24 protein-coding genes are annotated in these 23,329 nt (G+C 71.8%); 9 read left to right on the top strand and 15 right to left on the bottom strand.

Annotated features, from left to right (window positions below):
* Nucleotides 1-8: 8 nt before the first annotated feature.
* On the bottom strand, nt 9-929 hold the full coding sequence (locus AS97_RS24215; protein ID WP_210565635.1) for a dihydrodipicolinate synthase family protein: 921 nt from the start codon (nt 927-929) through the stop codon (nt 9-11).
* A 477-nt stretch (nt 930-1,406) separates the two neighbouring features.
* On the opposite strand from AS97_RS24215, the gene AS97_RS24210 reads away from it, so the two are divergent.
* Together AS97_RS24210 and AS97_RS24205 are read left to right on the top strand one after the other, a co-directional pair.
* The gene (locus tag AS97_RS24210; RefSeq protein WP_210565634.1) at nt 1,407-3,164 is read left to right on the top strand and encodes a cellulose-binding domain-containing protein; all 1,758 of its coding nucleotides are present in this window, start codon (nt 1,407-1,409) and stop codon (nt 3,162-3,164) included.
* Between the two features lie 82 nt (nt 3,165-3,246).
* Nucleotides 3,247-3,591 carry a hypothetical protein gene (locus AS97_RS24205; protein WP_059149175.1) on the top strand — a complete coding sequence of 115 codons (345 nt, stop codon included), beginning with the start codon at nt 3,247-3,249 and terminating at the stop codon, nt 3,589-3,591.
* 106 nt (nt 3,592-3,697) lie between these two features.
* Here AS97_RS24205 and AS97_RS24200 read toward each other — a convergent pair whose 3' ends face one another.
* From AS97_RS24200 to AS97_RS24190, 3 genes are all read right to left on the bottom strand, one after another.
* Entirely contained in the window at nt 3,698-3,964 is a 267-nt protein-coding gene (locus tag AS97_RS24200; protein WP_125756752.1) for a hypothetical protein, read from the bottom strand.
* A complete protein-coding gene (locus AS97_RS24195; protein ID WP_125756750.1) occupies nt 3,961-4,386 on the bottom strand; it encodes a hypothetical protein in 426 nt (141 codons plus the stop codon). Before AS97_RS24195 ends, AS97_RS24200 begins: the two co-directional genes overlap by 4 nt.
* A gap of 114 nt (nt 4,387-4,500) precedes the next feature.
* On the bottom strand, nt 4,501-5,220 hold the full coding sequence (locus AS97_RS24190; protein WP_059149178.1) for a response regulator transcription factor: 720 nt from the start codon (nt 5,218-5,220) through the stop codon (nt 4,501-4,503).
* A 330-nt stretch (nt 5,221-5,550) separates the two neighbouring features.
* Between AS97_RS24190 and AS97_RS24185 the strand changes: the two genes are divergently transcribed.
* The 3 genes from AS97_RS24185 (at nt 5,551) to AS97_RS24175 (ending at nt 7,478) form a co-directional block, all read left to right on the top strand.
* Nucleotides 5,551-6,015: a hypothetical protein gene (locus tag AS97_RS24185; protein ID WP_125756748.1), complete on the top strand. Its 465-nt coding sequence runs from the start codon at nt 5,551-5,553 to the stop codon at nt 6,013-6,015.
* Between the two features lie 87 nt (nt 6,016-6,102).
* Complete coding sequence (locus AS97_RS24180) at nt 6,103-6,771, top strand: DUF3105 domain-containing protein (protein ID WP_059149180.1); 669 nt, start codon at nt 6,103-6,105, stop codon at nt 6,769-6,771.
* Nucleotides 6,768-7,478: a DUF305 domain-containing protein gene (locus AS97_RS24175; protein ID WP_059149181.1), complete on the top strand. Its 711-nt coding sequence runs from the start codon at nt 6,768-6,770 to the stop codon at nt 7,476-7,478. Before AS97_RS24180 ends, AS97_RS24175 begins: the two co-directional genes overlap by 4 nt.
* Nucleotides 7,479-7,514: 36 nt before the next feature.
* Here AS97_RS24175 and AS97_RS24170 read toward each other — a convergent pair whose 3' ends face one another.
* The 8 genes from AS97_RS24170 to AS97_RS24135 all read right to left on the bottom strand — a co-directional run bounded on the left by AS97_RS24170 (nt 7,515) and on the right by AS97_RS24135 (nt 16,167).
* Nucleotides 7,515-8,072, bottom strand: coding sequence for a TetR-like C-terminal domain-containing protein (locus AS97_RS24170; protein WP_236669797.1), 558 nt, complete (start codon nt 8,070-8,072; stop codon nt 7,515-7,517).
* 209 nt (nt 8,073-8,281) lie between these two features.
* The gene (locus AS97_RS24165) at nt 8,282-8,602 is read right to left on the bottom strand and encodes a hypothetical protein (RefSeq protein ID WP_210565633.1); all 321 of its coding nucleotides are present in this window, start codon (nt 8,600-8,602) and stop codon (nt 8,282-8,284) included.
* A gap of 218 nt (nt 8,603-8,820) precedes the next feature.
* Entirely contained in the window at nt 8,821-10,191 is a 1,371-nt protein-coding gene (locus tag AS97_RS24160; protein WP_210565632.1) for a cytochrome P450, read from the bottom strand.
* A complete protein-coding gene (locus AS97_RS24155; protein ID WP_059149185.1) occupies nt 10,188-10,799 on the bottom strand; it encodes an ATP/GTP-binding protein in 612 nt (203 codons plus the stop codon). Before AS97_RS24155 ends, AS97_RS24160 begins: the two co-directional genes overlap by 4 nt.
* A gap of 13 nt (nt 10,800-10,812) precedes the next feature.
* Entirely contained in the window at nt 10,813-11,172 is a 360-nt protein-coding gene (locus AS97_RS24150; protein WP_059149186.1) for a DUF742 domain-containing protein, read from the bottom strand.
* Complete coding sequence (locus AS97_RS24145) at nt 11,169-11,597, bottom strand: roadblock/LC7 domain-containing protein (protein ID WP_059149187.1); 429 nt, start codon at nt 11,595-11,597, stop codon at nt 11,169-11,171. Before AS97_RS24145 ends, AS97_RS24150 begins: the two co-directional genes overlap by 4 nt.
* A 14-nt stretch (nt 11,598-11,611) precedes the next feature.
* Nucleotides 11,612-13,237 carry an ATP-binding protein gene (locus AS97_RS24140; RefSeq protein WP_210565631.1) on the bottom strand — a complete coding sequence of 542 codons (1,626 nt, stop codon included), beginning with the start codon at nt 13,235-13,237 and terminating at the stop codon, nt 11,612-11,614.
* 263 nt (nt 13,238-13,500) lie between these two features.
* A complete protein-coding gene (locus AS97_RS24135) occupies nt 13,501-16,167 on the bottom strand; it encodes a SpoIIE family protein phosphatase (protein ID WP_236670033.1) in 2,667 nt (888 codons plus the stop codon).
* 338 nt (nt 16,168-16,505) lie between these two features.
* On the opposite strand from AS97_RS24135, the gene AS97_RS24130 reads away from it, so the two are divergent.
* Together AS97_RS24130 and AS97_RS24125 are read left to right on the top strand one after the other, a co-directional pair.
* A complete protein-coding gene (locus tag AS97_RS24130; protein ID WP_247204476.1) occupies nt 16,506-17,018 on the top strand; it encodes a hypothetical protein in 513 nt (170 codons plus the stop codon).
* Nucleotides 17,019-17,066: 48 nt separating this feature from the next.
* A complete protein-coding gene (locus tag AS97_RS24125) occupies nt 17,067-18,605 on the top strand; it encodes an ATP-dependent DNA ligase (protein WP_210565630.1) in 1,539 nt (512 codons plus the stop codon).
* Here the strand turns inward: AS97_RS24125 and AS97_RS47580 are convergent.
* Together AS97_RS47580 and AS97_RS47575 are read right to left on the bottom strand one after the other, a co-directional pair.
* A complete protein-coding gene (locus AS97_RS47580) occupies nt 18,560-19,498 on the bottom strand; it encodes a transposase (RefSeq protein ID WP_247204475.1) in 939 nt (312 codons plus the stop codon). The genes AS97_RS24125 and AS97_RS47580 overlap by 46 nt on opposite strands.
* A gap of 21 nt (nt 19,499-19,519) precedes the next feature.
* Entirely contained in the window at nt 19,520-19,912 is a 393-nt protein-coding gene (locus AS97_RS47575; RefSeq protein WP_247204474.1) for a hypothetical protein, read from the bottom strand.
* Between the two features lie 172 nt (nt 19,913-20,084).
* Between AS97_RS47575 and AS97_RS24115 the strand changes: the two genes are divergently transcribed.
* On the top strand, nt 20,085-21,152 hold the full coding sequence (locus AS97_RS24115) for an endonuclease/exonuclease/phosphatase family protein (RefSeq protein WP_247204473.1): 1,068 nt from the start codon (nt 20,085-20,087) through the stop codon (nt 21,150-21,152).
* Between the two features lie 31 nt (nt 21,153-21,183).
* Here AS97_RS24115 and AS97_RS24110 read toward each other — a convergent pair whose 3' ends face one another.
* The gene (locus AS97_RS24110; protein WP_236670036.1) at nt 21,184-22,233 is read right to left on the bottom strand and encodes a LysR family transcriptional regulator; all 1,050 of its coding nucleotides are present in this window, start codon (nt 22,231-22,233) and stop codon (nt 21,184-21,186) included.
* 156 nt (nt 22,234-22,389) lie between these two features.
* Here AS97_RS24110 and ligD point away from each other — a divergent pair, with 156 nt between their 5' ends.
* Entirely contained in the window at nt 22,390-23,328 is a 939-nt protein-coding gene (gene ligD, locus AS97_RS24105) for a non-homologous end-joining DNA ligase (RefSeq protein ID WP_210565628.1), read from the top strand.
* The last annotated feature ends 1 nt before the right edge of the window (nt 23,329 follow it).

Below are 23,329 nucleotides of genomic sequence, written 5' to 3'. Positions count from 1 at the left end.
GAGGCCCGTCACCGGTACCCCAGCCCGAGCACCGTCTCGGTCTCCCGGACGACGCGCGCCGCCACCTCGCCGCTCAGCCGCGAGCGCGGCGGCCGGCACAATCCGCCGCGCAGCCCGGCGAGGTCCATGGACGCCTTGATGGCCTGGACGAACTCGGTCCTGGAGTCCCAGCGCAGCAGCGGATGCAGCGCGCGGTACAGCGGCAGCGCCTTCTCCAGGTCCGCGCCGACGCCCGAGGTGGCGAGCCGGTACAGCTCCACGGTGGACTCGGGAATCGCGTTCGGATACCCGGCGATCCACCCCACGGCCCCGGCGAGCCCCAGCTCCAGCAGGACGTCATCGGCGCCGACCAGCAGATCCAGCCCGGGGGAGCGCTCGGCGATCTCGTACGCCCGCCGCACATCCCCGCTGAACTCCTTGACCGCGACGATCAGACCCTCGCCGTGCAGCTCGGCCAGGAGTTCCGGGGTGAGGTCGACCTTGGTGTCATGGGGGTTGTTGTACGCCACCACCGGCAGCCCGGCCCGCGCCACCTCGCGGTAGTGGCCGACCACGGCCTCCCGGTCGGCGCGGTAGCTGTTCGGCGGCAGCGCCAGCACCGCCCGCGCCCCGGCCTCCCGCGCCTGCTCCGCCCACCGCCGGCTCTCCAGCGCCCCGTAAGCCGCCACCCCCGGCATCACACCGAACCCCTCGGGCGCCGCCTCCACAGCCACCCGCACCACCCGCGCGCGCTCCTCGTCCGTCAGGGTCTGATACTCCCCCAACGACCCGTTGGGGCAGACCCCGTCACATCCGTGCTCGGCGAGAAACCGCACATGGGCGGCGTATCCCTCGTAGTCGACCGACAGCTCGTCATCGTCATGGAACGGAAGCGCCGTGGCGACATGAACGCCATGCCAGGGCGCGGAAACACCAGGAATCTCGGGCATGCGGAACCTTCCCGGGGAGGGGACCAGGCCACTTGTCCGTTCAACGGTAACAGTGCAATGTCACACCGCACAGACCTCGGCACGCAGCCGGTCAGGCCAAGAGGACGCTGGACCGGGGGCCGGGGGCGGGCCCCACCGGAAGTCATCGGAAACGCACAGGAGTTCATACGGCGAACGGAGCGGTCTGGACCTTTTACGGCGGGGAACTTCGCGTCGCATTGAGCAGTGAACGTGACTACTATTCACCTCAATTCGACACGACCTCACGGCTTGTCAGGCGGCTCGAAATCCCTAAACGGGGACTGCTCTACGTCTCTTGTCAGCCAGGTCACCGGCGTGAAAGGCTCGGCCCGCCCCGTAAGGGGAATCCCCAACTCCGTGGCAGGGCTGTGCTGTTGGCCGACCACCCCGCAGCCCGTTTATGAGAGGGTTGCCCCCGGCGGGGGCACCGCTGTTCGTGAGTGAGGAATTGCCTCCATGCCCGACCACTCATCGCCCAGGGAATCTCCCGGGGCCGGCTCCCCGGCGCACGGTCTCGCCGAAGCGCCCGCCGAGGAAGTCGATGGCGCGGCCTCCGCGACGGCGCTGCTGGGCGCCTATTGGGTGGCGGTCGCCGATTACGCGGAACTGTGCACGACCACTCCAGAAGACGGGATGCGGCTCGCCACCGAGGCGTTCCGGCGGGGTATTCGGGAGACCCGCCACCGCCGCACCCGGGGCTTCGGCAAGCGTCTCCCGTGGCTGCCGCTCTTCCTGACCTCCGTACGCAAGACCGCCGCCGACTGGCACGCCCACCGCCACGGCGACCGGCTCAACCCCGAGCTGCGGACATGGCTGACCTCCGACCTCGCCGCCCGCTTCGCCGCCCCGCCCCGCGACCAGCCGCTCGCGCTGCGCGCCCTGCGGGATCTGCCGGAGGCGGACGGGGAGCTGCTGTGGCTGGTCGAGGTGGAGGCGCGGTCCACGGAGGCGGTGGCCCGGCAGCTGGGCTACGACCCGGAGTACGCCACCGAGGAGATCACCCGGGTCCGCGCGGCCTTCCGTGAACGGTGTCAGCGCGCCCATGTGGAGACCCTCACCGACGAGGAGTGCCGCAGCTACGCCAAGCTGCTGGACGCCGCCACCCGGGCGCCCGACTCCCCCTCACCCGCCGACCTGTGGCAGCACCTCGCCCGTTGCCGGTCCTGCCGTGACGCCGCCACCTGCATGTATGTGGACGGCGAGGGGTTGCCCGGCGCGCTGACGAGCGGGGTCATCGGCTGGGGCGCGCACCCCTATCTCGCGCGGCGCCGCGCGCTCGCCCAGCGGGCCCCGGGCACCGCGCCCAGCGCCCGTGCCGCCGCGCCCACCGCACACGCGGTCCGCACACCGCTGTGGGAGCGGCTGCGCGACCGGGTCCTGGACGCGATCGGGGGGCGACGGAGCAGACGGGCCGGTGGCAGACGGGCCGGTGACGCGGGCGGCAGAGCCGGAGCCGACGGCAGAGCCGGAGCGGGCCGGGCCGATGGTGCGGGTGGTTCCCGCGCCGGCGGGCATCGGGTCGGCCGGAGCCGCGCCTCCCGCCGCCGGTTACGCAGAGCCCGTACGACGGTCATCCTGGCGGTGATAGCCGTCGTCGCCCTCGCCGCACTGGTCGCGATGACCAGAACCGCCACGGACTCCGACGACCGCAGCGGCGGGTCCATGGGCCCGGACGAGACCTACGGCAGCCTGGCCCCCGCCACCTCCTCACCGCACAACCCCGGCGGCACCGCCTCCCCGAGCCCCTCGACGGGCGAAGGCTCCGGCCACGACCCCGGCAAGGGCTCGACGAGGAAGCCCGGTCACTCGCCCTCCGCGTCCCCCTCGCCCTCCAAGGGCGACTCCGGCTCCGCTTCCGGCCACGGCGGAAGGCCGCCCTCCGGCCGGACGCCCGGCGCATACGCCGACTGCACGGCCCGCTTCCAGCTGGTCACCGAATGGCCCGAGGGCTTCAAGGCCGCCGTCACCCTCACCTCCCGCAAGCCCCTCGACGACTGGCGGGTCACCTGGACCTTCCGCGACTCCCAGCGGGTGACCCAGATGTGGGACGGGGAGTTCACTCAAGCCGGCGCGAAGGTGACCGCTACCGCCGCCGACTACAACAAGCGGGTCAAGGCGGGCGGCTCCCTCTCCGTGGGCTTCCTCGGCACCTGGAACGACGGCAACCGGCCGCCCGGGTCGTTCACCCTGAACGGCCGCCCCTGCGCGGACTGACGACACCACGCTGCCCGGCCCGAATGGCGTTCCCACCCGGATGGCGGAACAAGTCCTCCGTCCAGGGGGAAAACATCTCGGAGTGAGCAGTGTCCTGAGCGGCATCGTGACCCTGCCCCCCGACGCCCCCGCCGGGCGGGCGGCGCGGGTGGTGGTGGAGGTGCGCAACGTGTCCCGCTCCGATACCCCCGAGTCGATCGTGGCGGCGCAGGTCCTCACCGATGTGCCGCTGAGCCCGGGGGGCCATGTCCCGTTCAGTGTCACCGTCCCGGGTGAGCTGCTCCCGGACGACAACTACGGGCTGCGGGTCCATGTGGACGTCAGCGGCTCCGGAGTCATGGAGAGCGGCGATCTGGTCAGCGCCGAGGCCAACCCCGTACCGGCCGGATCCACCGCCGGTCTGATCGCCCCGGTCGCCCTCGTCTGAGGGGCGTCCCCGGCGCGATGCCGCGCCGGGGGCCGGGCCTCCGGGCACCTTGTGGTCAGGTGTCGCCCGGGGTCAGGTGCCGCTCGGGGTCAGGTGCCGCTCGGGGTCAGGTGTCGCTCGCGGCGTCGGAGTCCGCCTTGTCGGCCGCCGACTCGGCGTCGTCCACCAGCTTGTTCAGCTCGTCCAGCTCGGAGGCGGAGGGAGCCGGTGCGGTGGCCGACGGGGCGGACGACGACCCCGATGAGCCGTCCGAGCCGTCCGCGTCGTCCGAACCGCCCTTGCCGCCACCGCAGCCGGTGGCCAGCGCGGCGCAGAGCACCGCCGTGGCCGCCACGGCCCAGGGGCCGCGCCGCACGGGCCGGCCGCGCCTCATGTGCCGGAACCCTCACCGCGCGAGGCGCACCACGTCTGGACCTTCGACAGGTCCTTCTGGCGCTGCTCGAGCGTGGTCACCAGGGACCTGCGGAAGGTGAGCTTGTGGTTGAGGAAGGTCTCGACCTCGGTGCGGTCCGCCTTCTTGGCCCGCTCGACCCGCTTCGCCAGCCGGGCCACCGACCCCTTGACGTTCGCCTGGCCCTTCAGCCGCTTCAGCGCCCGGTCCAGCCGCCTGTCGATCTTCTTGGCGCGCTTGCACAGCCCCTGGGAGCCGTCCCCCGCCCCCTTGTGCGGCTTCGCGCTCGGGGCGGCGGCCGGTGTCAAGGCCGGGGTGCTGCCGTCCGCCGCCGCGACGCCCACCGGACCGAGCAGGGCAGCGGTGGCCGCGCAGGCCACGATGGCGCTCTTCCCACGGTGCATGGTGCTGTTCCTTCCCTCGGGGCCGGACGGCCCGGGAGGGGCCGGGCCGCCCCGGACTGGGGAAAAACCTAGGAGCCTTCTTTGTGGAAACTCTGTGGGCCGGACAGTCCCCCCTCACGGGCCTGTTGGACGGCCCTCCGGTGTTCCCGACGGCCGCAGGACGAAGCCCACACCGCGCACCGTGTGCAGCATCCGGGGCCGGCCGCCCGCCTCCAGCTTGCGGCGCAGATAGCTGACGAAGGTGTCCACGGCGTCCGTCCGCACCTCGAAGTCATAGCCCCAGACGCGGTCCAGCAGCTGCTCGCGGGTGAGCACGATCCCGGCGTTGCGGGCGAACATGTCCAGCAGCTCGAACTCGCGCCGGGTGAGCCGCAGCGGCGTCCCGTCCAGCCACGCCTCCCTGGCCTCTGGCGCCATCTCCAGCGCACCGGCCCGCACCCGGTCGGTGGCGGCGGGCGGACGGCGGCGCAGCAGGGCGTGCAGCCGCAGCACCAACTCCTGGAGCGCGAACGGCTTGACGAGATAGTCGTCGCCCCCGGCCTGCAGCCCGGCCACCCGGTCGGCCACCTCGTCGAGCGCCGAGAGCATCAGGACGGGGACGTCATCGCCGTCCCCGCGCAGGGCGCGGCACACCTCGATACCGCTGAGGTCGGGCATGGAGATGTCCAGGACCACCACATCGGGCGCGCCGTCGCGCACCGCGGCGAGCGCGGCGTGGCCGCCGTCCGCGAGGGTCACGGAGAACCCGTTGAGCCGCAGCCCGCGCTCCAGGGACCGCCGTATGGCCGCGTCGTCGTCGGTCACCAGGACGCGACCGCCACCTGTCTCTCCCATGTCCCCACCACCTCCGGCCGGGCATGGTACGTGGCGCGTGGCGCGCCCGGCCCGCCCCAGGGGGCCGGTATGGCCTTTGGGCCAATTGACTCTGTCCCGTCCGCGCCGTGGGATGAGCGTGGTTCACCCCTTTCCCGCCGCGCCCGCCACGGGGCCGGTGTGTCCTCCGCCCGCGAAGGAGCCGGCGTGTCCCAGCCCGCCACCATCCCGGACGCCCTGGACGCGCCGCGTACCCCGGACGCGCCGGACAACGCCCCCACCAGGCGTTTGCCCACGTTCCGCCATGGACCCATTCAGTCGCGACAGGCGCAGTGGTTACGATCTGGCGCGATGGGCAGAGGGCGGGGCGGAGAGGGCCACATACGGACGGACGCGGTGCGCGGCACCGTGCCGTCCGTCCTCTGCCGTGCCGTGCTGCTGCTCGCCGCGGCGATCTGGGTGGCGCCCTCGTGCGTCCATCCCGCCGCCGACCACAACGGCCTGTCGACGGGGTGCCCGCGCCGCCCGGCGGACACCGCGGCGTGGGCCGAGCCGCACGAGAAGCCGGTCACCCATCCGTCTCCCGGGCACGGCCCGTCCGACGTCTCCGGCTCCGGCACCGGCTCCGGAAGCGACGACTGTGTCACGGGCCCCCGGGGCGTGGTCCAGGCTCTGGTGCCCACGCCCGTACCCCCGCTCCTCCTCGCCGAGGTTCCACCGCCCGGCGGCCACCGGAATCCGGACTCCGTCCGGGCGCCGCCCGACCGCCCCGTCCGTGCCCTCGGCCTCCATCAGCTCCAAGTGCTTCGGACCTAGGCCGGCGCCGGTAACCGCGATGTACCGCTCCACCCATCCAGCGTGCGCACTGCGCGAACTGTGAGCACTCCGAGGACAAGGACAGCCATGGGCTCCAAGGGATCGAAGACGAAGGGCACCGCGGCCGACCGCCGCGCGAAGATAGAGGAACTGCGCCGCGCGGAGAAGGCGCGCGAGCGCAGGTTCCGGGCCATCACCATCACCTCCGTCGCGGTGATCGTCGCCGGACTCGCCGTCGGGGGCTACTTCCTCGTCGACGCGAGCGACAAGAAGGACGAGAAGGAGGCCAAGGTCACCTCCGCGGTCGTGCAGACCGGCGAGTTCAAGGGCATGAAGACCTGGAAGAACCTGGGTCGGACGCATGTCCAGGGCACGGTGAAGTACGCGATGTCACCGCCGGTCGGAGGAAACCACAACCAGGTCTGGCAGAACTGCAACGGCGACGTCTACACCAAGCCGCTGGCGAAGGAGAACGCGGTGCACGCGCTGGAGCACGGCGCGGTGTGGGTGACGTACACCGACAAGGCGTCGAAGGAGGACGTCGCCGCCCTCTCGGAGCGGGTGAAGAAGACCCCGTACTCGATGATCAGCCCCTACCAGGAGCAGGACGCGCCCATCGTCCTCAATGCCTGGGGCAATCAGCTGGACATCGAGAAGGCGTCGGACCCGCGGGTGGCCGCCTTCTTCAAGAAGTTCGTCCAGGGCAAGCAGACGCCCGAGCCCGGCGCCTACTGCACCAACGGAAAGACCTCGTGAGCGACGGGACCGCCGTCGGCCGCGCCGCACGCCAGCCGCTGGTGGCGGGGATCGCCGCCGCCCTCGCGCTGCTGACGCTGGTGGCGGTGGCCGTGCTGTGGCTGACGAGCGACCGCTCGGAGGGCACGACCGACACGGGTACGCCGAAGGACACCTCCGCCGAGGCCGGTTTCGCCCGCGACATGTCCGTCCACCACCAGCAGGCGGTGGAGATGTCGTTCATCGTGCGCGACCGCACCGGCGACGACGAGGTGCGGCGGCTGGCGTTCGACATCGCCAGCACGCAGGCCACCCAGAGCGGCATGCTGCAGGGCTGGCTGGACATGTGGGGGCTGGACAAGACGTCCGAGGACCCGCCCATGACGTGGATGAAGAACGGCATGGACGGCATGGAGGGCATGGACCACGGCTCGATGAAGGGCATGGACGGCGGCGCGTACAAGCCGCACGACGGCTCGCTCATGCCGGGCATGGCCACCAACACCCAGCTCGACGAGTTGCGCAAGGCCAAGGGCAAGGCGGCCGAGGTGCTCTACCTGAAGCTGATGACCGCCCATCACAAGGGCGGCGTCGAGATGGCGAAGGGCGCGGTCGAACTGGTCAAGGACCCGACCGAGAAGCATCTGGCCACGACCATGGTCCAGGGTCAGCAGTCGGAGATCCAGCTGATGGCCGACATGCTCAAGGCACGCGGCGCGTCCTCCTGACGCCCCGCCGATGGCGCCCCCGCCCCGGGGGCGCCATCACCCCTCGCGATCCCCCTTGCGTACGAACACCCCGGAGCGGGCGGCCTGATACGTCGCCTCGACGGTGGTGTGCACCAGCCGCTCGTCGATGGACCCGCGCAGAATGAGCACCCGGTAGTAGAGGGGCGCCGCCAGCGCGGCGATGACCTCCCGCGGATCGGTGTCCTCGGGGATCTCCCCCCGCTCGACCGCCTGCCGCGCGATCAGGGTCACCTCCTCGATCCGCCGCACGAACGCGGCGCGGACGATCTCCTCGACCCGGGGATCGTGCGCGGCGGCCGCGAGCAGCCCCTGGAGTACGTTGCGGTTGCGCAGCGCGTTGTTGAAGTCCGCGATGGCCTGCGTGAGTTGCGTCAGGTCCCGCCGGAAGTCACCGGTGTCCGGCGTCGGCAGCGTCGACCCGCGCTCGGCCAGCAGCTCGACGACGACGCCCTCCACCGTGCGCCAGCGCCGCCGGATGGTCGACACATGCACCCCCGACCGCCGGGCGAGCCGGTCCAGGGTGAGCGCGGCGAACGAATCGCGGTCGAGCTCCTCGTAAGCGGCCGCCAACACGGCGGCACGAGTCCGGGCCGTACGCCCCCCGGGGCGAGCCGACCCATGCGGTGGTCGCTCTGTCATGACGCGCCGACTGTACGGCCCCTCCACCCTCGTGAGCACCAGATCTTCACGACATCCGGGCGCCTTGCGCCGGGTAACCCATTGCACGGCGTACACGCCCCTCGCTATTGTGACACCCGTTATCTAATGCGCGCGACAGTGCATTAGGACAACGGGGCGCAGAGTTGCCGGACCTTCCTCACGAGGGGAAGGAAGGTCCAGCACGCCCCTCTCCTTCCCACCGTGCGACGTTCCCGGCCCGATATCAGCAGGGCCCGCGCACAGGTGGACGACGCGTTGCCGGCGAAGACGAGCGCCTTGACGTCCGGGTCGCCGACGGCCGCCTCACTCCCCAGGGCGCCGCACTCCGCGAGCGCACCCGCACCGTCCCGCCGGCGATCGGCGACGCCATCGGGCTCGGCGATGACGAGATCAAGACCGCGCAGGAGCTGCTGCGTCGGCTGACCACCAACGTCGAGCAGCACGCTTCCGGCAAGGGCAAGGGCAAGGGCAGGGCAAGGGCAAGGGCAAGGGCAACGGCAACGGCAACAGCTCGGCCGGAAGCGGACCGGCCGAATCCACCCCCTGAGTCCCGGAAAAGCCCCACTCCCCCTGGCAGTGACAACGCACCACCGGGGGACAGGGCCGGGATCAGCCGGCCATCCCCCGGCGGTGGCGACGCACCACCGGGGGCGGCGAAGGGTCAGTGGAGGTGGGCCGGGGTGAACCGCACCGGGAGGGCGGCCACGCCGCGCATCATCAGCGTGACCTGCGATTCGAGGTCGTCCGGGTCGACGGACAGGGTGACGTCCGGGAGGCGGTCGAGCAGGACCTCGACCGCGGCGCCGGCGATGACCTGTGCGATCTCACGGGCGGCCGGGGGGCAGCCGTGCTTGCCGTGGCTGAAGGCCATATGGGCCTGGTTGCCGCCCGCGCCGGAGTGGAAGTCCGGGCTTACGTCGGGGTCGGCGTTGGCCGCGGCGAGGCCGAGCATCAGGCAGTCGCCCTTCCTGATGCGGCGTCCGCCGAGCATGGTGTCCTCGGCGGCCCAGCGGCCGATCCAGAACGGGACGGGGGTGTCCTCCCACAGCACCTCGTTGAGCGCCTGGCCGACGCTGCGCCGGCCGCCGGAGAGGGTGATGGCGAACCGTTCGTCCGTCAGCATCAGCCGGAGGGCGTTGGCGATCAGGTCGCTGGTGGGCTGCTGGACGGCGTAGACGCTGCCGAGCAGGTCGTTGACGATCTCGTCGTCGGTGAGCCCGGCCGGGTGGGCCACCAGATGGGCGGCGATGTTGACCTGGTCGGGGTTCTCCCGGACGCGCTTGATCAGCGCCTCCGTCCGGGTCTGCATATTCCGCAGCGCGAGGGGTGCGTCGTTCCCGGTGAGGTGGAGCGCATCGTCCTGGATGGCGGCGGATTCGGCGTCGTCCAGGCCGTACAGCCGGGTCACCACCCGCAGCGGGATCTGGCTGGCGTACTCGGCCACCAGATCGGCCCGGCCGCTGCCCGCGAAGGTGTCGATCAGCCGGTCGGCGACGCGCTCGCACTGCGCGCGCAGTTCGAACTGGTCCACCGCCGCCAGACCGTCCCAGATCGCCTCGGCCCGCCGCTGGTGCTCGGCGCCCTCGCTGAACAGCATGGTCGGGCGGTAGCCGACGAAGCTCATCAACTCCCAGTCGGACGGCACCAGATGCCAGGAGTGCCAGCGGCGGGAGTCGCGGGCGAACAGATGGGGATCGGTGGTGACCCTGAGCACCTCGCGGTAGCCGAGCACCGCCCAGACGGGGATCGTGCCGTCCAGCAGGACGGGCACGACCGGGCCGTGGTCCCGGCGCAGCTCCCGGTAGAGCTCCAGCGGCTCGGCCCGGAACCGCTGGTAGTCCAGCGGCACCGACCCGGCGGGCACCACTCCGTCGGACGGGGCGGGGGCGGACCGGAAGACGGGCTCGGGCGGGTCCTCGGGCGAGTCCTGCGACAGGCCCTCCGGCGCGTCCTGCGACAGGCCCTCCGACGGGTCCTGCGACAGGCCCTCCGACGGGTCCTCGGACGGGGACGTGGGGTCAGGGGTGGTCACGCGGGGCTCTCCCCGGCGGCGCCGTTGGCGGAAAGGGAGTAGAGGTAGCGGGCGAGCGCGACCAGTACGGCCTTGCTGGAGTCGCGCTTGCGGGCGTCACAGTCGATCATCGGCACCTCGGCCGGGAGGTCGAGGGCCTCCCGCACATCCTCCAGCGAGTGCTGCGGCTCGGTGAAGTTGTTGCGGGCCACGATGAACGGCGTGCCGTGGTGTTCCAGCCGGTCCAGCGCGTACCAGGAGTCGGACAGCCGATTGGTGTCCACCAGGACGACCGCGCCCAGGGTCCCGGCGAAGAGCCGGTCCCACAGGAACCAGAACCGCTCCTGGCCCGGGGCGCCGAACAGATAGAGCACCATCTGCTCGTCCAGGCTGATCCGGCCGAAGTCGAAGGCCACCGTGGTGGTGGTCTTGTGCCGCACGAACGAGGCGTCGTCGATGCCGACGCCCGCCTGCGTCATCGTCTCCTCGGTGCTCAGCGGACGGATCTCGCTGACCGACCGCACCATCGTCGTCTTGCCGACGCCGAACCCGCCCACGATCACGATCTTGAGACCGTTGCTCGCGCTCTCCGGCAGCGGAGCGTGTCCGGTGCTGCCGGGGAGTGCCATGCTGACGGTGCCGTCAGAGATTCTGGAGTGCAACGAGCACCTTCTTCAGGGTTTCGGGCCCGGGCAGCCGGCCGCCGGGGCGGGCCGCATGCGGATGGCGCGCGGTGATCCGGCCGGTGTCCAGCAGATCGCACAGCAGGATCTTGACCACGCTGACGGGCAGTTCCAGATACGAGGAGATCTCCACGACCGACAGGGGGCGGCGGCACATCCGCAGGATCCGGACGTGCTCGGACTGCATCCCGGGCGTGGGGTCGCTTTCGCTGACGATCAGCGTGACCGTGTCGAACCGGCTCTCGTCGGCCCGGCTGCGGCCGCCGGTGACGGTGTACAGCCGGTCCGGCCCCTCCTTGTCCAGCGGCCCTCGGATCATGTCGTCGCCCCGCCGCCGCTGTCGCCCGCGGCCACCCTCGGGGCGGCTCGCAGATGGTCGCCGATCTGCTCGACCAGTTCGTTCATGTTGTGGCCGATGACGCCGACATCGGCGTCGTCATGGGCCACCACGGCGAGGTGGGCGCCTTCGCCGGCCTCGACGATGAACAGAATTCCCCCGTGGAACTCCGTCATCGACTGCCGTACGCCGCCGCTGCCGTCGCCGAACTCGATGGACGCGCCGTGGGCGAGGCTCTGGATGCCCGACGCGATGGCCGCCAGCTGATCGGCCTGGTCCACGGACAACCCGGAGGAGAGGCACAGTTTGAGCCCGTCCCGCGACAGCACCAGCGCGTGGCGTGACCCCGGGGTCTTCTCCAGCAGGTTCTCCAACAGCCAGTCCAAGCTGCGGTCAGTGGTGTTCATCGGCGTTCCTTCTGTCACGGCTTGTCGTTCTCGGCAGGCTCGGCGGGCTCGGCGGACTCGGCGGTCTCGTGGTGATCTGCGGATACCGAAGGCTCGGTGTCACACGGAGCACCGGCGGCGAAACCACCGCGGGCCGCCTGGCGGAAGGCGCCGAAGCGGGCTCCGGCTTCCTCGGGTCGTGGACGGCTGGTCTTGGCCTTGGGTTCCGCCTCGGCCGCCTGAGCGGCCGCCCGGGTGGCGGCGGCCAGCGTCTCGCCACGGCGCCGCTTGGGCAGTCCGTTGACGGGCCGTGAGGGCTGCGCGGCGGGCTCCGGCGCGGCGGGCTCCGGCGCGGCGGGCTCCGGCGCGGCGGGCTCCGGCGCGGACGACGGCGAAGGGGACGGCGAAGGGGACGGCGAGGTGGCGGGCGCGGGGGCCGTCGCGGCGGGGGCCGCGGTGGCGGTGGCCGTGGACGCGACAGCCTGGGCGGACGCCTGCCGGGGGACCCCGGAGCGCACGGAGCCCAGTGCGTCGAGGACGACCGCGTCCTGGTTGACGTGCGTGATCAGCTGCTGCGGGATCAGGACGACCACACCCGTGCCGCCCCGCGCGGACGGCCGGAAGGAGACGGTCAGCCCGTGCTTACGGGCCAGACAGCCGACGACCGCCAGACCCAGCCGGGTGCCGGACAGGCTCATCAGGTCCAGGCTCTCGGAGGAGACGGACTTCTGGGCGCGGTCCAGGGCGGCCGGGCCCATCACGAGCCCGCCGTCCTCGATGGTCACCACGACGCCCGCGTGCGTCTCCTCGACGTACACATGCACCTCCTCGGTGGGAGGCGAGAAGCTGGCGGCGTTGTCCATCAGTTCGGCGAGGGCGTGCATGACGCCCTCGGCCGCGTAACCGGCCACCGCGGCGTTGCTGGCCGAGTGGACCCGTACCCGCTGGAAGGCGCTGATCCGGCCGATCGCGCCGCGCAGCACGGACTCCATGACGATCGGTTTGGTCCAGCGGCGCCCGGAGCGGGCACCGGTCAGCACCGCGATGCTGTCCGCGATCCGGCCCGCCTGGGCGGTGGTGTGGTCCAGCTTCAGCAGATCGCCGAGGACGGTCTCGTCGTGGCGGTTCTCCATCTCCCGCAGATCGGCCAGCATGCTGGTGGCCAGCGCCTGGACACGGCCCGCGGCGTTGGCGCACGCGGCCATCGCGGAGGCGCGCATCCGCTCACCGTCACCGATCTCGCGCAGCAACGCCCGCAGCAGGAGCTGATGGGCCCTGCTGGTGGGGCGCTCCATGCGGGTGATCACGGTGTCCACCGAGCCGCCCTCGCGCAGTCTCCGGACCGCGGACGGAATCGTTTCCTCGGCGAGCCGGGTGGCCTCGATCTCCTTGGCGGCGGCCGTGGTCTCCAGCTCCGTGACCCGCTCCTGGAGACGGCCGATGGTCCGCGAGCGGTTGGCGGCGACCGCGAGCACCACCCCCAGCAGCACGGCGGCCACTCCGCAGAAGACGGCGACGGCGGCGCGCTGGGCGGACGGCACGGCGGTGGTCACCCACAGTCCCGCCCCGCCGGCGACGACGGCGGCCAGCAGGGGGACGGTCAGGGCCCCACGCGTCACCGAGGGCCCTTTGTACGGATGGCTGGATATGTGTGCTGACATCTATCAGGTCCTCATGGGCGCGTTGAGGTTTTTTGGCTGGACCACGCGGACATCAAGCCGTGGGCGCCACATGTTAGTAGAGTCACGTCGTTTTGACCGGTCCCGCTCATCACATAGAGCATGACGGTCCGTCAAGTTGGCGCGTCGAGGAGCGTCACCTTCCGGACGCATATGCCGCTGCCATCGCTCGCAAGCGTCACGGACCCGGCAGCGTCACGGACCCGGAGACGTCACGAATACGGCAGCGTCAGGCCCCCGAACTTTCACGGAATCGCCAGCTCGGCCCAGATGACCTTGCCGTCCGAGGTGTAGCGGGTGCCCCAGCGCTCGGCGAACTGGGCGACCAGGAAGAGCCCCCGGCCGCCCTCGTCCGTCGTCGCCGCGTACCGCAGATGCGGGGAGGTGCTGCTGGTGTCGGAGACCTCGCAGATCAGGGCCTTGTCGCGGAGCAACTGCACCCGGATCGGGCCGGTGGCGTGGCGGATGGCGTTGGTGATCAGTTCGCTGAGCACCAACTCGGCGGTGAACGCCGCCTCGTCCAGCCCCCACTCCGCCAGCTTCCGCATCACCTCGGCGCGCACCCCGGCCACGGCGGCGGGGTCGGACGGCACATCCCAGGAGGCCACCCGGTCGCCGCCCACGACCCGGGTACAGGCGACGATCAGGGCGATGTCATCGCTCGGGTTGCTGGGCAGCAGCGCCTCCAGCACCTCGGTGCAGATCTCGTCGGGAGTGCGGCCGGGGTGGGACAGGGCATCGCGCAGCATCTCCAGACCGGTGTCGATCTCCCGGCGGCGGTCCTCGATGAGCCCGTCGGTATAGAGGACGAGATGGCTGCCCTCGGCCAGTTCCACCTCGGCGGTCTCGAACGGCAACCCGCCCAGGCCCAGCAGCGGCCCGGCGGGCAGGTCGAGGAACTCCACCGAGCCGTCCGGACGCACCAGCGCGGGCGGCGGATGACCGGCCCGCGCCATCGTGCACCGCCGCGTCACCGGATCGTAGATCGCGTACAGACACGTCGCCCCCGTGATCCCCTCACTGCCGGCGCCCTCGCCCTCCGGACCGCCGGGACCCTCGTCCTGGTCGATCCGGGCGATCAGATCGTCGAGGTGCGACAGGATCTCGTCGGGCGGCAGGTCGAGCGTGGAGAAGTTGTGCACCGCCGTCCGCAGCCGCCCCATCGTCGCCGCCGCGTGCAGACCGTGCCCGACGACATCGCCCACCACCAGCGCCACCCGCGCCCCCGGCAACGGGATGACGTCGAACCAGTCGCCCCCCACCCCCGACTCGGCCGGCAGATAGCGGAAGGCCACATCCAGCGCGTTCTGCTCGGGCAGGGCGCGGGGCAGCAGGCTGTGCTGCAGGGTGACCGCCATGGTGTGCTCACGGGTGTAGCGGCGGGCATTGTCGATACAGACCGCGGCGTGCGCGGCGAGCTCCTCGGCGAGGGACACCTCCTCCTCTTCGAAGGGCTCGCGCTGCTTCATCCGCCAGAAGTTGACCACGCCCAGCAGCACCCCCCGGGCCCGCAGCGGCACGGTGACCAGGGACCGGACGCCGTATTCGATGACCTTGGCGGTCTGCTCGGGGTCCTGCGCCTGCCAGCCGGTGGCCTCGGTCAGATCGTCCTCGACGACCGGCTCACCGCCGCTCAGCCCGAACGCCTGGGGCGAGGTCGGGACGAACGAGAACACCCGGCCGACCGGATAGAAGGGGTGCCCCTGGCCGGGCCGGATCCCGTGGACCGCCTCCCGGCGCATCTCGACACCGCCGACCGCCAGCGGCTCATCGCCACGCGCCACGGGCTCCGCCAGGTCGACGGTGACGAAGTCGGCGAAGCGGTCCACCGCCACCTGCGCCAGCTCCTGGGCGGTCCGGGCCACATCGAGCGTGGTGCCGATCTCCACGCTCGCGTCGTAGAGCAGCTTGAGCCGCTTCTGCGCCACATCGGCACGGCCGGAGAGGGCGCGCAGTTCGGTGGAGTCACGCAGGGTGGCGACGCTGCCGGGCGGGCCGCCGTCGCGGTCGGTCAGCCGGTTGTTGATGGCCAGCAGCCGGTCGCCGGCCACCAGCACCTCGTCGGTGACATCGCGCCCGGAGGCCAGGACGTCGGCGACATGGGGCTCCAGGCCCAGATCGTCGACCAGCCGCCCCTCCGGCCGCGGCGGCAGATCGAGCAGCCGGCACGCCTCGTCGTTGGCCAGCACCAGCCGCCCGTCGCCGCCGACGATCAGCACGCCCTCGCGCACCGAGTGCAGCACGGCGTCATGGTGCTCGTACATCCGCGTCATCTCGACCGGGTCCAGGCCGCGGGTCTGCCGCCGCAGCCGCTTGCTGACCAGGGCGGTGCCACCGGTGGCGAGGACGAGGGAGGCGGAGACGGCGCCGACGAGCAGCGGAAGCTGGCGGTTGGCGAGCCCGCTCACCTTCTGGATCGTGATCCCCGCGCCCACCAGGCCGACGACCTTGTGATGGCCGTTGAAGATCGGGGCGACCGCCTGCATCGCCGGGCCGAGGGTCCCGGGGCGGCTCTCGGTGATGGTGTGCCCCCGCAGCGGGGGGCCGATGGTGCCGATGAAGTGCTTGCCGATGCGGTTGGGCTTGGGGTGGGTGAGCCGGATGCCCTGCGGGGTCACCACCACGACGAAGTCGAGCCCGGATTTCTTGCGGGCGGCCTCGGCCCTCGGCTGAAGCGCCTTGGTCGGGTTGCGGCTGTGCAGGGCCTGGACGATACCGGGGGAGTTGGCGAAGGCCTCGGCGACCGCGACGGACCGGCCGCGGGCCTCGGCGGTGGCGTCGTGCCGCACCTGGAGCACCAGGGCGGTGGTCGCCGCCGCGCCGAGCAGCAGCACGATGACGAGTTGGAGGACGAAGACCTGGCCGGCGACGCTGCGGACGCTCAGCCACGATCGAAAGCGCCGGCCCGCCACCTCCGGGCGCTCCCGGCGCCGACTCCGTGGGCGCCGACCGGGGATCATGCGGGCAGCCCACGATCGACCCATAAACCGGGCCATACACATACATCTACACCGGGAAATCCTGGAAGGCGAATCTCCGCTCCTATCGGCCAGGCGGCCACGATAACGCGCACACGGTGCGCGACTTTCCGCACTGGCCCGATCACGGAACGCTCTTGAGGGGCGTATTCGCGAGGGGCGAGGTGCCGATGGCGGGGGTCTATGCAAATCTGAGAAAAAGGGCAATTCACCCTTACCGCCGTCAATCGGTGTCAGCGCGGCACCGATTGCGCCTGACGAAGGAGCCCGACATGGCCAGTCACGCCGGTGGAGTTCAGACAGGGGTCGCCCCGGGCCACGCGCACCGGGCGGTGAGCGGATGGCTCGTCTTCGCGGCGGTCATGATGATCTTCAGTGGGCTGATGAACCTGCTCCAGGGCATCTCGGCCATCCGGACCGACCGGGTGTTCCTGGTCACGCAGAGCTATATCTTCCAGTTCGACCTCGCCGGCTGGGGCTGGGTCCACTTCGGCGTCGGCATCGCCCTCCTGCTCTCCGGGTTCGCGGTGTTCACCGGTGCGATGTGGGCCCGGGTCACGGGTGTGGTGCTGGCCGGGCTCGCGCTGATCGCCAACTTCCTGTGGCTGCCGTACTACCCGGTCTGGGCCACCGTGCTGCTCATCGTCGACGCCCTCGTCATCTGGTCGCTGTGCGCCGGGCCGAGCCGCGGCGGCGCGGGAGGACGCGGCGAGGCGGGAGGACGCGGCGAGGCGGGGGGACGCGGCGAGGCGGGGGGACGCGGCGAGGCGGGACGTACGGCCTGAGAGCCACGGTGCCTGGCTTCCCGGCGGGGCGCGGGGCAGGCTGGAGCCATGCTGCTGGCTGATGTCGCGCTGACCTCCCGCCAGGTCGCGGCCACCGCCGCCCGCTCGGAGAAGATCGCCGCGCTGGCCCGGCTGTTCCGGCGTACGGAACCGGCCGAAGCGGCCGTGGTGATCACCTACCTCGCGGGCAAACTGCCCCAGCGCCGGACCGGAGTGGGCTGGTCCACCCTGCGCCACCGGCGGGAACCCGCCGCCGAGCCGACGCTCACGGTGCTCGATGTGGACGAGGCCCTGACCCGGGTCGCGGCGGTCTCCGGCACCGGCGCGACGGCGGCCCGCAAGCGGCTGGTGGGCGAGCTGCTGGCCGCCGCGACCAAGGACGAGCAGGGCTTTCTGCTTGGGCTGATCGGCGGGGAGCTGCGGCAGGGGGCCCTGGAGGGGCTGGCCGTGGAGGGGCTCGCCGAGGCGGTGGGCGCACCGGCCGCCGAGGTGCGGCGGGCGGTGATGGTCGGCGGTTCGCTGGGCGCCGTCGCCGAGGCGCTGCTGGCGCGCGGCCCGGAGGCGCTGGCCGACTTCCGGCTGGAGGTGGGGCGGCCGGTGCTGCCGATGCTCGCGCAGAGCGCCAAGGACCTCGACGAGGCCATGGACCGGCTGGGGCCGTGCGCGGTCGAGGAGAAGCTGGACGGGATCCGGGTGCAGGTGCACCGGGACGGCGAGGACGTACGGATCTACACCCGCACCCTGGACGAGATCACCGACCGGCTGCCGGAGGTCGTCACGGCGGCGCGGGAACTGGCGGTGGACCGGGCGATCCTCGACGGTGAGGTGATCCTGCTGGACGCCGACGGGCGGCCGCGGCCGTTCCAGGAGACCTCCGCCCGGGTCGGCTCCCGGCTCGATGTGGCCGGGGCGTCGGCCGCGCTGCCGCTGTCCCCCGTCTTCTTCGATCTGCTCGTCGTGGACGACCGCGATCTCCTCGACCTGCCGACCCGCGAGCGCCATGTCGAACTGGCCCGGATCGCCCCCGGGCCCCGCCGGGTGCGACGGCTGGTGGCCGACGACCCGGCGGATCCGGAAACCCGGCGGGCGGCACGGGAGTTCGCCACCGACGTGCTGACCCGGGGGCATGAGGGGGTGCTGGTCAAGGCGCTGGAGGCGCCGTACGGCGCGGGCCGGCGCGGGGCGTCCTGGCTGAAGGTCAAACCGGTGCACACGCTGGATCTGGTGGTGCTGGCGGCGGAGTGGGGCCACGGCCGCCGCACCGGGAAGCTGTCCAACCTCCATCTGGGCGCGCGGGCGGCGGACGGCACGTATCTGATGCTGGGCAAGACCTTCAAGGGGCTCACCGACGCGATGCTGGAGTGGCAGACACAGGCGCTGCTGGGGATCGCGGTCAGCGACGACGGCTGGGTGGTGCGGGTGCGGCCGGAGCTGGTGGTGGAGGTGGCCTTCGACGGGCTGCAGCGCTCGACCCGCTATCCGGCGGGCGTCACGCTGCGGTTCGCGCGGGTGCTGCGCTACCGGGAGGACAAGCCGGCGGATCAGGCGGACACGGTCGAGGCGGTGCTGGCGCTGCGCGGCGAATGAACGAGGGCCCTCGGGGTGCCGTATCCGGTGTGGGTCACCTTCTCAGTCGTGCACGGCCGTTTGTTGCGCTCGGTCGTGCACACCTCGTCGCGCTCCCGACTACCCCCTACGACAGGACGGTCACGGGTCGCATCCACCCAACCCCAGCAGCTGTCAGGAGGAGGGTGCGGGTGCGGTGACAAACACCCACGCCGAGCGTGCGCGATCGCGCACGTTGACCCCAGCGACGACATCGGCAAGGCCAGCGAGCCGCACCGACGACAGCGAAAACGGTCCCGGTCGGGCCGGTTGGCCCGCTCGGTGTGCCCACAGCGCGGACAGCGCTGCGAGGTGTAGGCCATGTCCACTTCGAGGAACGGCACCCCGGCCTTGCAGGCCTTGTAGGCAAGGTGCTGTCCCAGCTGATGGAAGGGCCAGGAGGAGAGGGCGCCCCGCTGGTCGCGGCGTAGCCGTACCCGCTCGCGGATCCCGCCGAGTGCCTCGACGGCGATGCCACGCCCGGTGCGTTGCGCGACGGACACGATCTCCTTGCTGACGCGGTGGTTCACATGGGTGGCATGACGCTGTTCCTTTCGCTTCCGGCGGGCCAGGCGCCGCCGGGCAGAGCGGCTTCCCTTCCTCTGGAGTTCGGCGCGTTTGCGGGCCTGCCAGCGCCGGTAGCGGGACAGGCGGCGGCCCTGGTAATTCGTGCCGTCGGATGTGGTGGCGAGGTTCACGATGCCCCGGTCGACTCCGATCCAGTCGACCGGTTCGTACACCTCCGGGTCGGGCAGGTCGCAGGTGGCGATCAGGAACCACTTCCCGCCCCGGCACACCAGGTCGCTCTCGCCCTTACGGTGGGCGACGAGCGTCTTGAGCTGGTCGGGTGAGCAGGCAAACGGGATGCCGCGCATCCGCCCGGCCACCGTCCAGATCTACACCGTACGTGCGTCGTACTGCCAGGACAGACAGCGATCGTCGAACGGCTGGGCCGCCTCCGGGCGGAAGCCGATGGGGGCACCGACGGCCTTCCGGTAACGCTTGGACGTGGGCGGGCCCAGGTTCCCCGCTCTCAGGTTGGCTCTCAGCGTCGCATAGGCGTCGACGACCTTCTTCACAGCCCGCACCGCCGGCTGCGCCGACAGTCCGAACCTCGCCTTCAGGTCCGCGTACACCTCCTTCTGCAGGCCGTTGCGGTCCTTCAGCTCCTCGGCGAAGGCAACCTGCGAGGCGTAGGTGGCGGCCCGGTTACAGACGCGCAGGGTCGCCTCCAGGACCGACGCCTGCTCGGGCGTCGGCAGCAGCTTCACCTGCACCACCAGCTTCATGACATCGGACTGTAGTGCGACCACCACACACACGACCGCCACTTCTCCAACGACCAGCCGTCCCAGCGATCCATGGGACAACTGTTCGCTTCCCTCGGCGTGAACGTCAGGGCCGCCTCACCAATGCGTGGGAGAGAATGTGCGGCGCCCCGCCCCGATCGAGAGGCCCAGCGTGGAGACGACAGTCGCGGAGGACCAAGGCACCGGCCCCGGCCGCCCGCCCGGCGCCCCACGCGGTGCCCGGGCCGCCGTCGCCCGCCTGCTCCGGCTCCCCGGCGGACGGGCCCGGCGGACGGCGGCCTGGTGTGCGACGGTGCCGCTGGCCCTGGTCAGCGTGGTGGTCTTGTGCCGGGCCGCGGACCTCGACGGCATCACCCCCATACCGCAGCTCCTGGCCTTTCTGCCCTGGCTGCTGGTCCCGGCGGCGCTCGGGCTGCTGCTCGGCACGGCCGCCCGCTGGCCGCTGGGGTGCGGCTGGGCGCTGGCGGCAGCCGCGGCCACCGGGTGGTTCATCCAGCCGTACGACGGCGGCACCCCGCCCGAGCCGCACGGACCCGTCCTCGCCCGGCTGCGGGTGATGACCGCGAACCTCGAGTTCGGGCAGGCCACGGACGGGCTGCTGACCGCGCTGCGCCGGGAGCGGCCGGACCTGGTCGCGGTCCAGGAGTGCGACACGGAGTGTGCCGGGGCGCTGGACTCGGCCGCCGTGCGTGCGGCCTATCCGTACCGGAGCGTCGCGCTCGGCGACAGCGCCGCAGCCGGCTCGGCGATCCTCAGCCGCCACCCGCTGACCCGTGCGGAGGGGGTGCGCGGGACGCTGCGGATGCCGGGGGCTGTCGTCCGGATCGCGGGGCAGCGGCTGCGGATGCAGGTCGCGCATCCCATGCCGCCGATGCCGGGCCAGTTGGACGTCTGGCGCACCGAGCTGGGGCGGCTGCGGGCCTATGCCGCCGGGCGGGGCGAGGAACCCACGCTGATCGCGGGCGACTTCAACGCCACCCAGGACCACGCCGCCTTCCGGGCCGTCCTGGACACCGGGCTGCGGGACAGCGCACGGGCCACCGGGATCTCCCGCACGCCGAGCTGGCCGAGCACCACGGCCCCGGTGCTGGGGGCGCAGATCGACCATGTGCTGGCCAGCCGGGCGCTGCGGCCGCGCACGGCCCGCTTCCTGGAGCTGCCGCACACCGACCACCGCGCGCTGCTGGTGGAGCTGGACCTGTACGGGCCGCAGGGCTGACCTGCGGCTCAGCTCTCACTCAGGTCGCGGCTCAGCTCTCACTCGGGTTGTAGGAGTTGGCCAGTTCGAACGGATCGGGCTCCAGGCCCGCCGTGGGCCAGCGCTGCTCCCGCTGCCAGCGCGCGTTCTCCTGTGCGAGGGCGTCCCAGAGCAGATTGAGCGGATGGGCCGCGTCGTAGGACGCCCGCTCACCGCGCCGGGTGAAGGCGCCCAGCAGCACCTCCAGCCGGGGCCCGGTGTCATTGACCAGCTCGACGGCGCGCAGCCCGCGTCCGTACGCCACCCGCGGATCGCCCGCCGCGTCCGCGACCCCCTTGGTGACCAGCATGCAGCCGCGCAGCAGACCGGAGCGCAGCAACTCGAAACCGTAGTTGACGGTGTCGATCTCGGCGGCGATGCGCAGCTTGTTGCGGTAATCGCCGCCGAACCAGGTGTGCAGCACCCCGGCCATCAGCCCGCTGGCCGAGACCACCAGCGGCAGCGAGCGCAGCGCGCTGCTCGGGGCGGTGGGACCGGGCAGCTCGGCCTCGGACAGATTGGTCAGCAGCGAGACCCCGCTGCGGCGCCACTCCATCACATCGAAGGCGGCGAGTTCATCGTCGCCCTCGGGCCGGGTCACCACGGAACCGCACACCAGGTCCACATCCTTGGCCCGCAGCTTGGCCAGCACATCCCGGGTGCGCACATGGCCGACCTTGAGCTCGATGGCGCGCTGCCGGAACTCCTCGGCCACCCGCTCCCCGGCGCCCGCCAGATAGCTGAGGGTAAATCGGGTGGTGCCTACCACCAGGGTTTTTCCCAGGCGCCGCCGCGACTCATGGATGCCGTCCAGCCACTCGCCGAGAGTTCCGCGCGCCAATTCGACCAGGGCTTTTCCGGTGCCGGTGAACAGCACGTCCTTGCCACGCCCCTGCTTGAGTATGAGGGGTTCGCCGCAAAGCTCGCGAAAGTTCCGGTTCATGGTGTCGATCTGCTTTTGCACGCTGGACTGTTCACGGCCCAGAATCCGTGCGGCGCCCAGTGCGGTACCGGCCTCATGAACCATGATCAAGGTGCGCAACTGGTCCATGGTGGTGTCCATGAGCGCGAGTGGGCTCTGCGCCCAACGGCCGCGCCGATCCGTCGTCGGTGGTCCGAGCGACCCTGGTCTCACCATGATTTCCCCCGCTTTTCCACTTCTCCCGTTTTCCTGACTCCAGAGTTTAGTCAGCCAGCCACACGGTTACCCGGGTCCGATATGAGCGAGAAGCGGACCGATGCGCGAAACGTCAGGGCCGGGAGCCACACCGTACGGATCAGCCGCCCGGAAAAGGTGCTCTTCCCCGACGACGGGATCACGAAGTGGGATCTCGTCGCGTACTACCGCTCGGTCTCCCGCCGCATCATTCCGCAGTTGCGCGGCCGCCCTTTGATGATGGAACGCCATCCGGACGGAATCGGCGGCAAGCCGCTGATGCAGAAGAACGCCCCCGACTACTTTCCGGACTGGGTGCGCCGCGCCGTACTCCCCAAAGAGGGCGGCGAGGTCACCCATGTGATCTGCGACGACATCGCGTCCCTCGTCTGCCTCGCCGACCAGGCGGGCGTCACCCCGCACCGCTGGCTCTCCCGCGCCGACCGGCCCGACCACCCCGACCGGCTGGTCTTCGACCTCGATCCGCCCTCGGCGGAGGAGTCCGCGTTCGAGGAGGTGCGCTGGACGGCCCGCCGCTGCTGCGGGCTGCTCGGCGAACTCGGGCTGCCGGGGCTGCTGATGACCACCGGCTCCCGCGGCCTGCATGTCATCGTCCCGCTGGACCGCCGCGCCGACTTCGACACCGTACGGTCCTTCGCGCGCGAGGCAGCCGATCTGCTGGCCGCCCGCCACCCCGACCGGCTCACCACCGAGCCGCGCAAGGCCAACCGGCGCGGCCGGCTCTACCTGGACATCCAGCGCAACGCCTACGCCCAGACCGCCGTCGCCCCGTACGCGGTGCGCGCCCGCCCCGGAGCCCCCGTCGCCACGCCCATCGACGCGGCGGAGCTGGACGACCCGGAACTGAGGGCCGACCGCTGGACGCTGCGGACCGTCGGCGAGCGGCTCGCGGACGACCCCTGGGCCCGTACGGACACCAGGGGCCGCTCCCTGCGCGCCCCCCGCGAGCGGCTGCGGCGGCTCGCGGAGGGCGAAGGCTAGT

This window comes from Streptomyces sp. AgN23 (genome assembly GCF_001598115.1).
In the GTDB taxonomy this organism is placed as follows: Bacteria; Actinomycetota; Actinomycetes; order Streptomycetales; family Streptomycetaceae; genus Streptomyces; species Streptomyces antimycoticus.
Note: the sequence above shows the minus strand (reverse complement) of the source record. Positions and strands in the feature narration are given on the sequence as shown.

Coding starts and splice junctions, on each gene's coding strand:
- AS97_RS24140 (WP_210565631.1), bottom strand. CDS start 13,237: ATGTCAGCACACATATCCAGCCATCCGTACAAAGGGCCCTCGGTGACG.
- AS97_RS24125 (WP_210565630.1), top strand. CDS start 17,067: ATGCTGCTGGCTGATGTCGCGCTGACCTCCCGCCAGGTCGCGGCCACC.
- AS97_RS24110 (WP_236670036.1), bottom strand. CDS start 22,233: ATGGACACCACCATGGACCAGTTGCGCACCTTGATCATGGTTCATGAG.
- AS97_RS47580 (WP_247204475.1), bottom strand. CDS start 19,498: ATGCGCGGCATCCCGTTTGCCTGCTCACCCGACCAGCTCAAGACGCTC.
- AS97_RS47575 (WP_247204474.1), bottom strand. CDS start 19,912: ATGAAGCTGGTGGTGCAGGTGAAGCTGCTGCCGACGCCCGAGCAGGCG.
- AS97_RS24185 (WP_125756748.1), top strand. CDS start 5,551: ATGGGCAGAGGGCGGGGCGGAGAGGGCCACATACGGACGGACGCGGTG.
- AS97_RS24190 (WP_059149178.1), bottom strand. CDS start 5,220: ATGGGAGAGACAGGTGGCGGTCGCGTCCTGGTGACCGACGACGACGCG.
- AS97_RS24145 (WP_059149187.1), bottom strand. CDS start 11,597: ATGAACACCACTGACCGCAGCTTGGACTGGCTGTTGGAGAACCTGCTG.
- AS97_RS24155 (WP_059149185.1), bottom strand. CDS start 10,799: ATGGCACTCCCCGGCAGCACCGGACACGCTCCGCTGCCGGAGAGCGCG.
- AS97_RS24195 (WP_125756750.1), bottom strand. CDS start 4,386: ATGCACCGTGGGAAGAGCGCCATCGTGGCCTGCGCGGCCACCGCTGCC.
- ligD (WP_210565628.1), top strand. CDS start 22,390: ATGAGCGAGAAGCGGACCGATGCGCGAAACGTCAGGGCCGGGAGCCAC.
- AS97_RS24130 (WP_247204476.1), top strand. CDS start 16,506: ATGGCCAGTCACGCCGGTGGAGTTCAGACAGGGGTCGCCCCGGGCCAC.
- AS97_RS24200 (WP_125756752.1), bottom strand. CDS start 3,964: ATGAGGCGCGGCCGGCCCGTGCGGCGCGGCCCCTGGGCCGTGGCGGCC.
- AS97_RS24210 (WP_210565634.1), top strand. CDS start 1,407: ATGCCCGACCACTCATCGCCCAGGGAATCTCCCGGGGCCGGCTCCCCG.
- AS97_RS24150 (WP_059149186.1), bottom strand. CDS start 11,172: ATGATCCGAGGGCCGCTGGACAAGGAGGGGCCGGACCGGCTGTACACC.
- AS97_RS24215 (WP_210565635.1), bottom strand. CDS start 929: ATGCCCGAGATTCCTGGTGTTTCCGCGCCCTGGCATGGCGTTCATGTC.
- AS97_RS24180 (WP_059149180.1), top strand. CDS start 6,103: ATGGGCTCCAAGGGATCGAAGACGAAGGGCACCGCGGCCGACCGCCGC.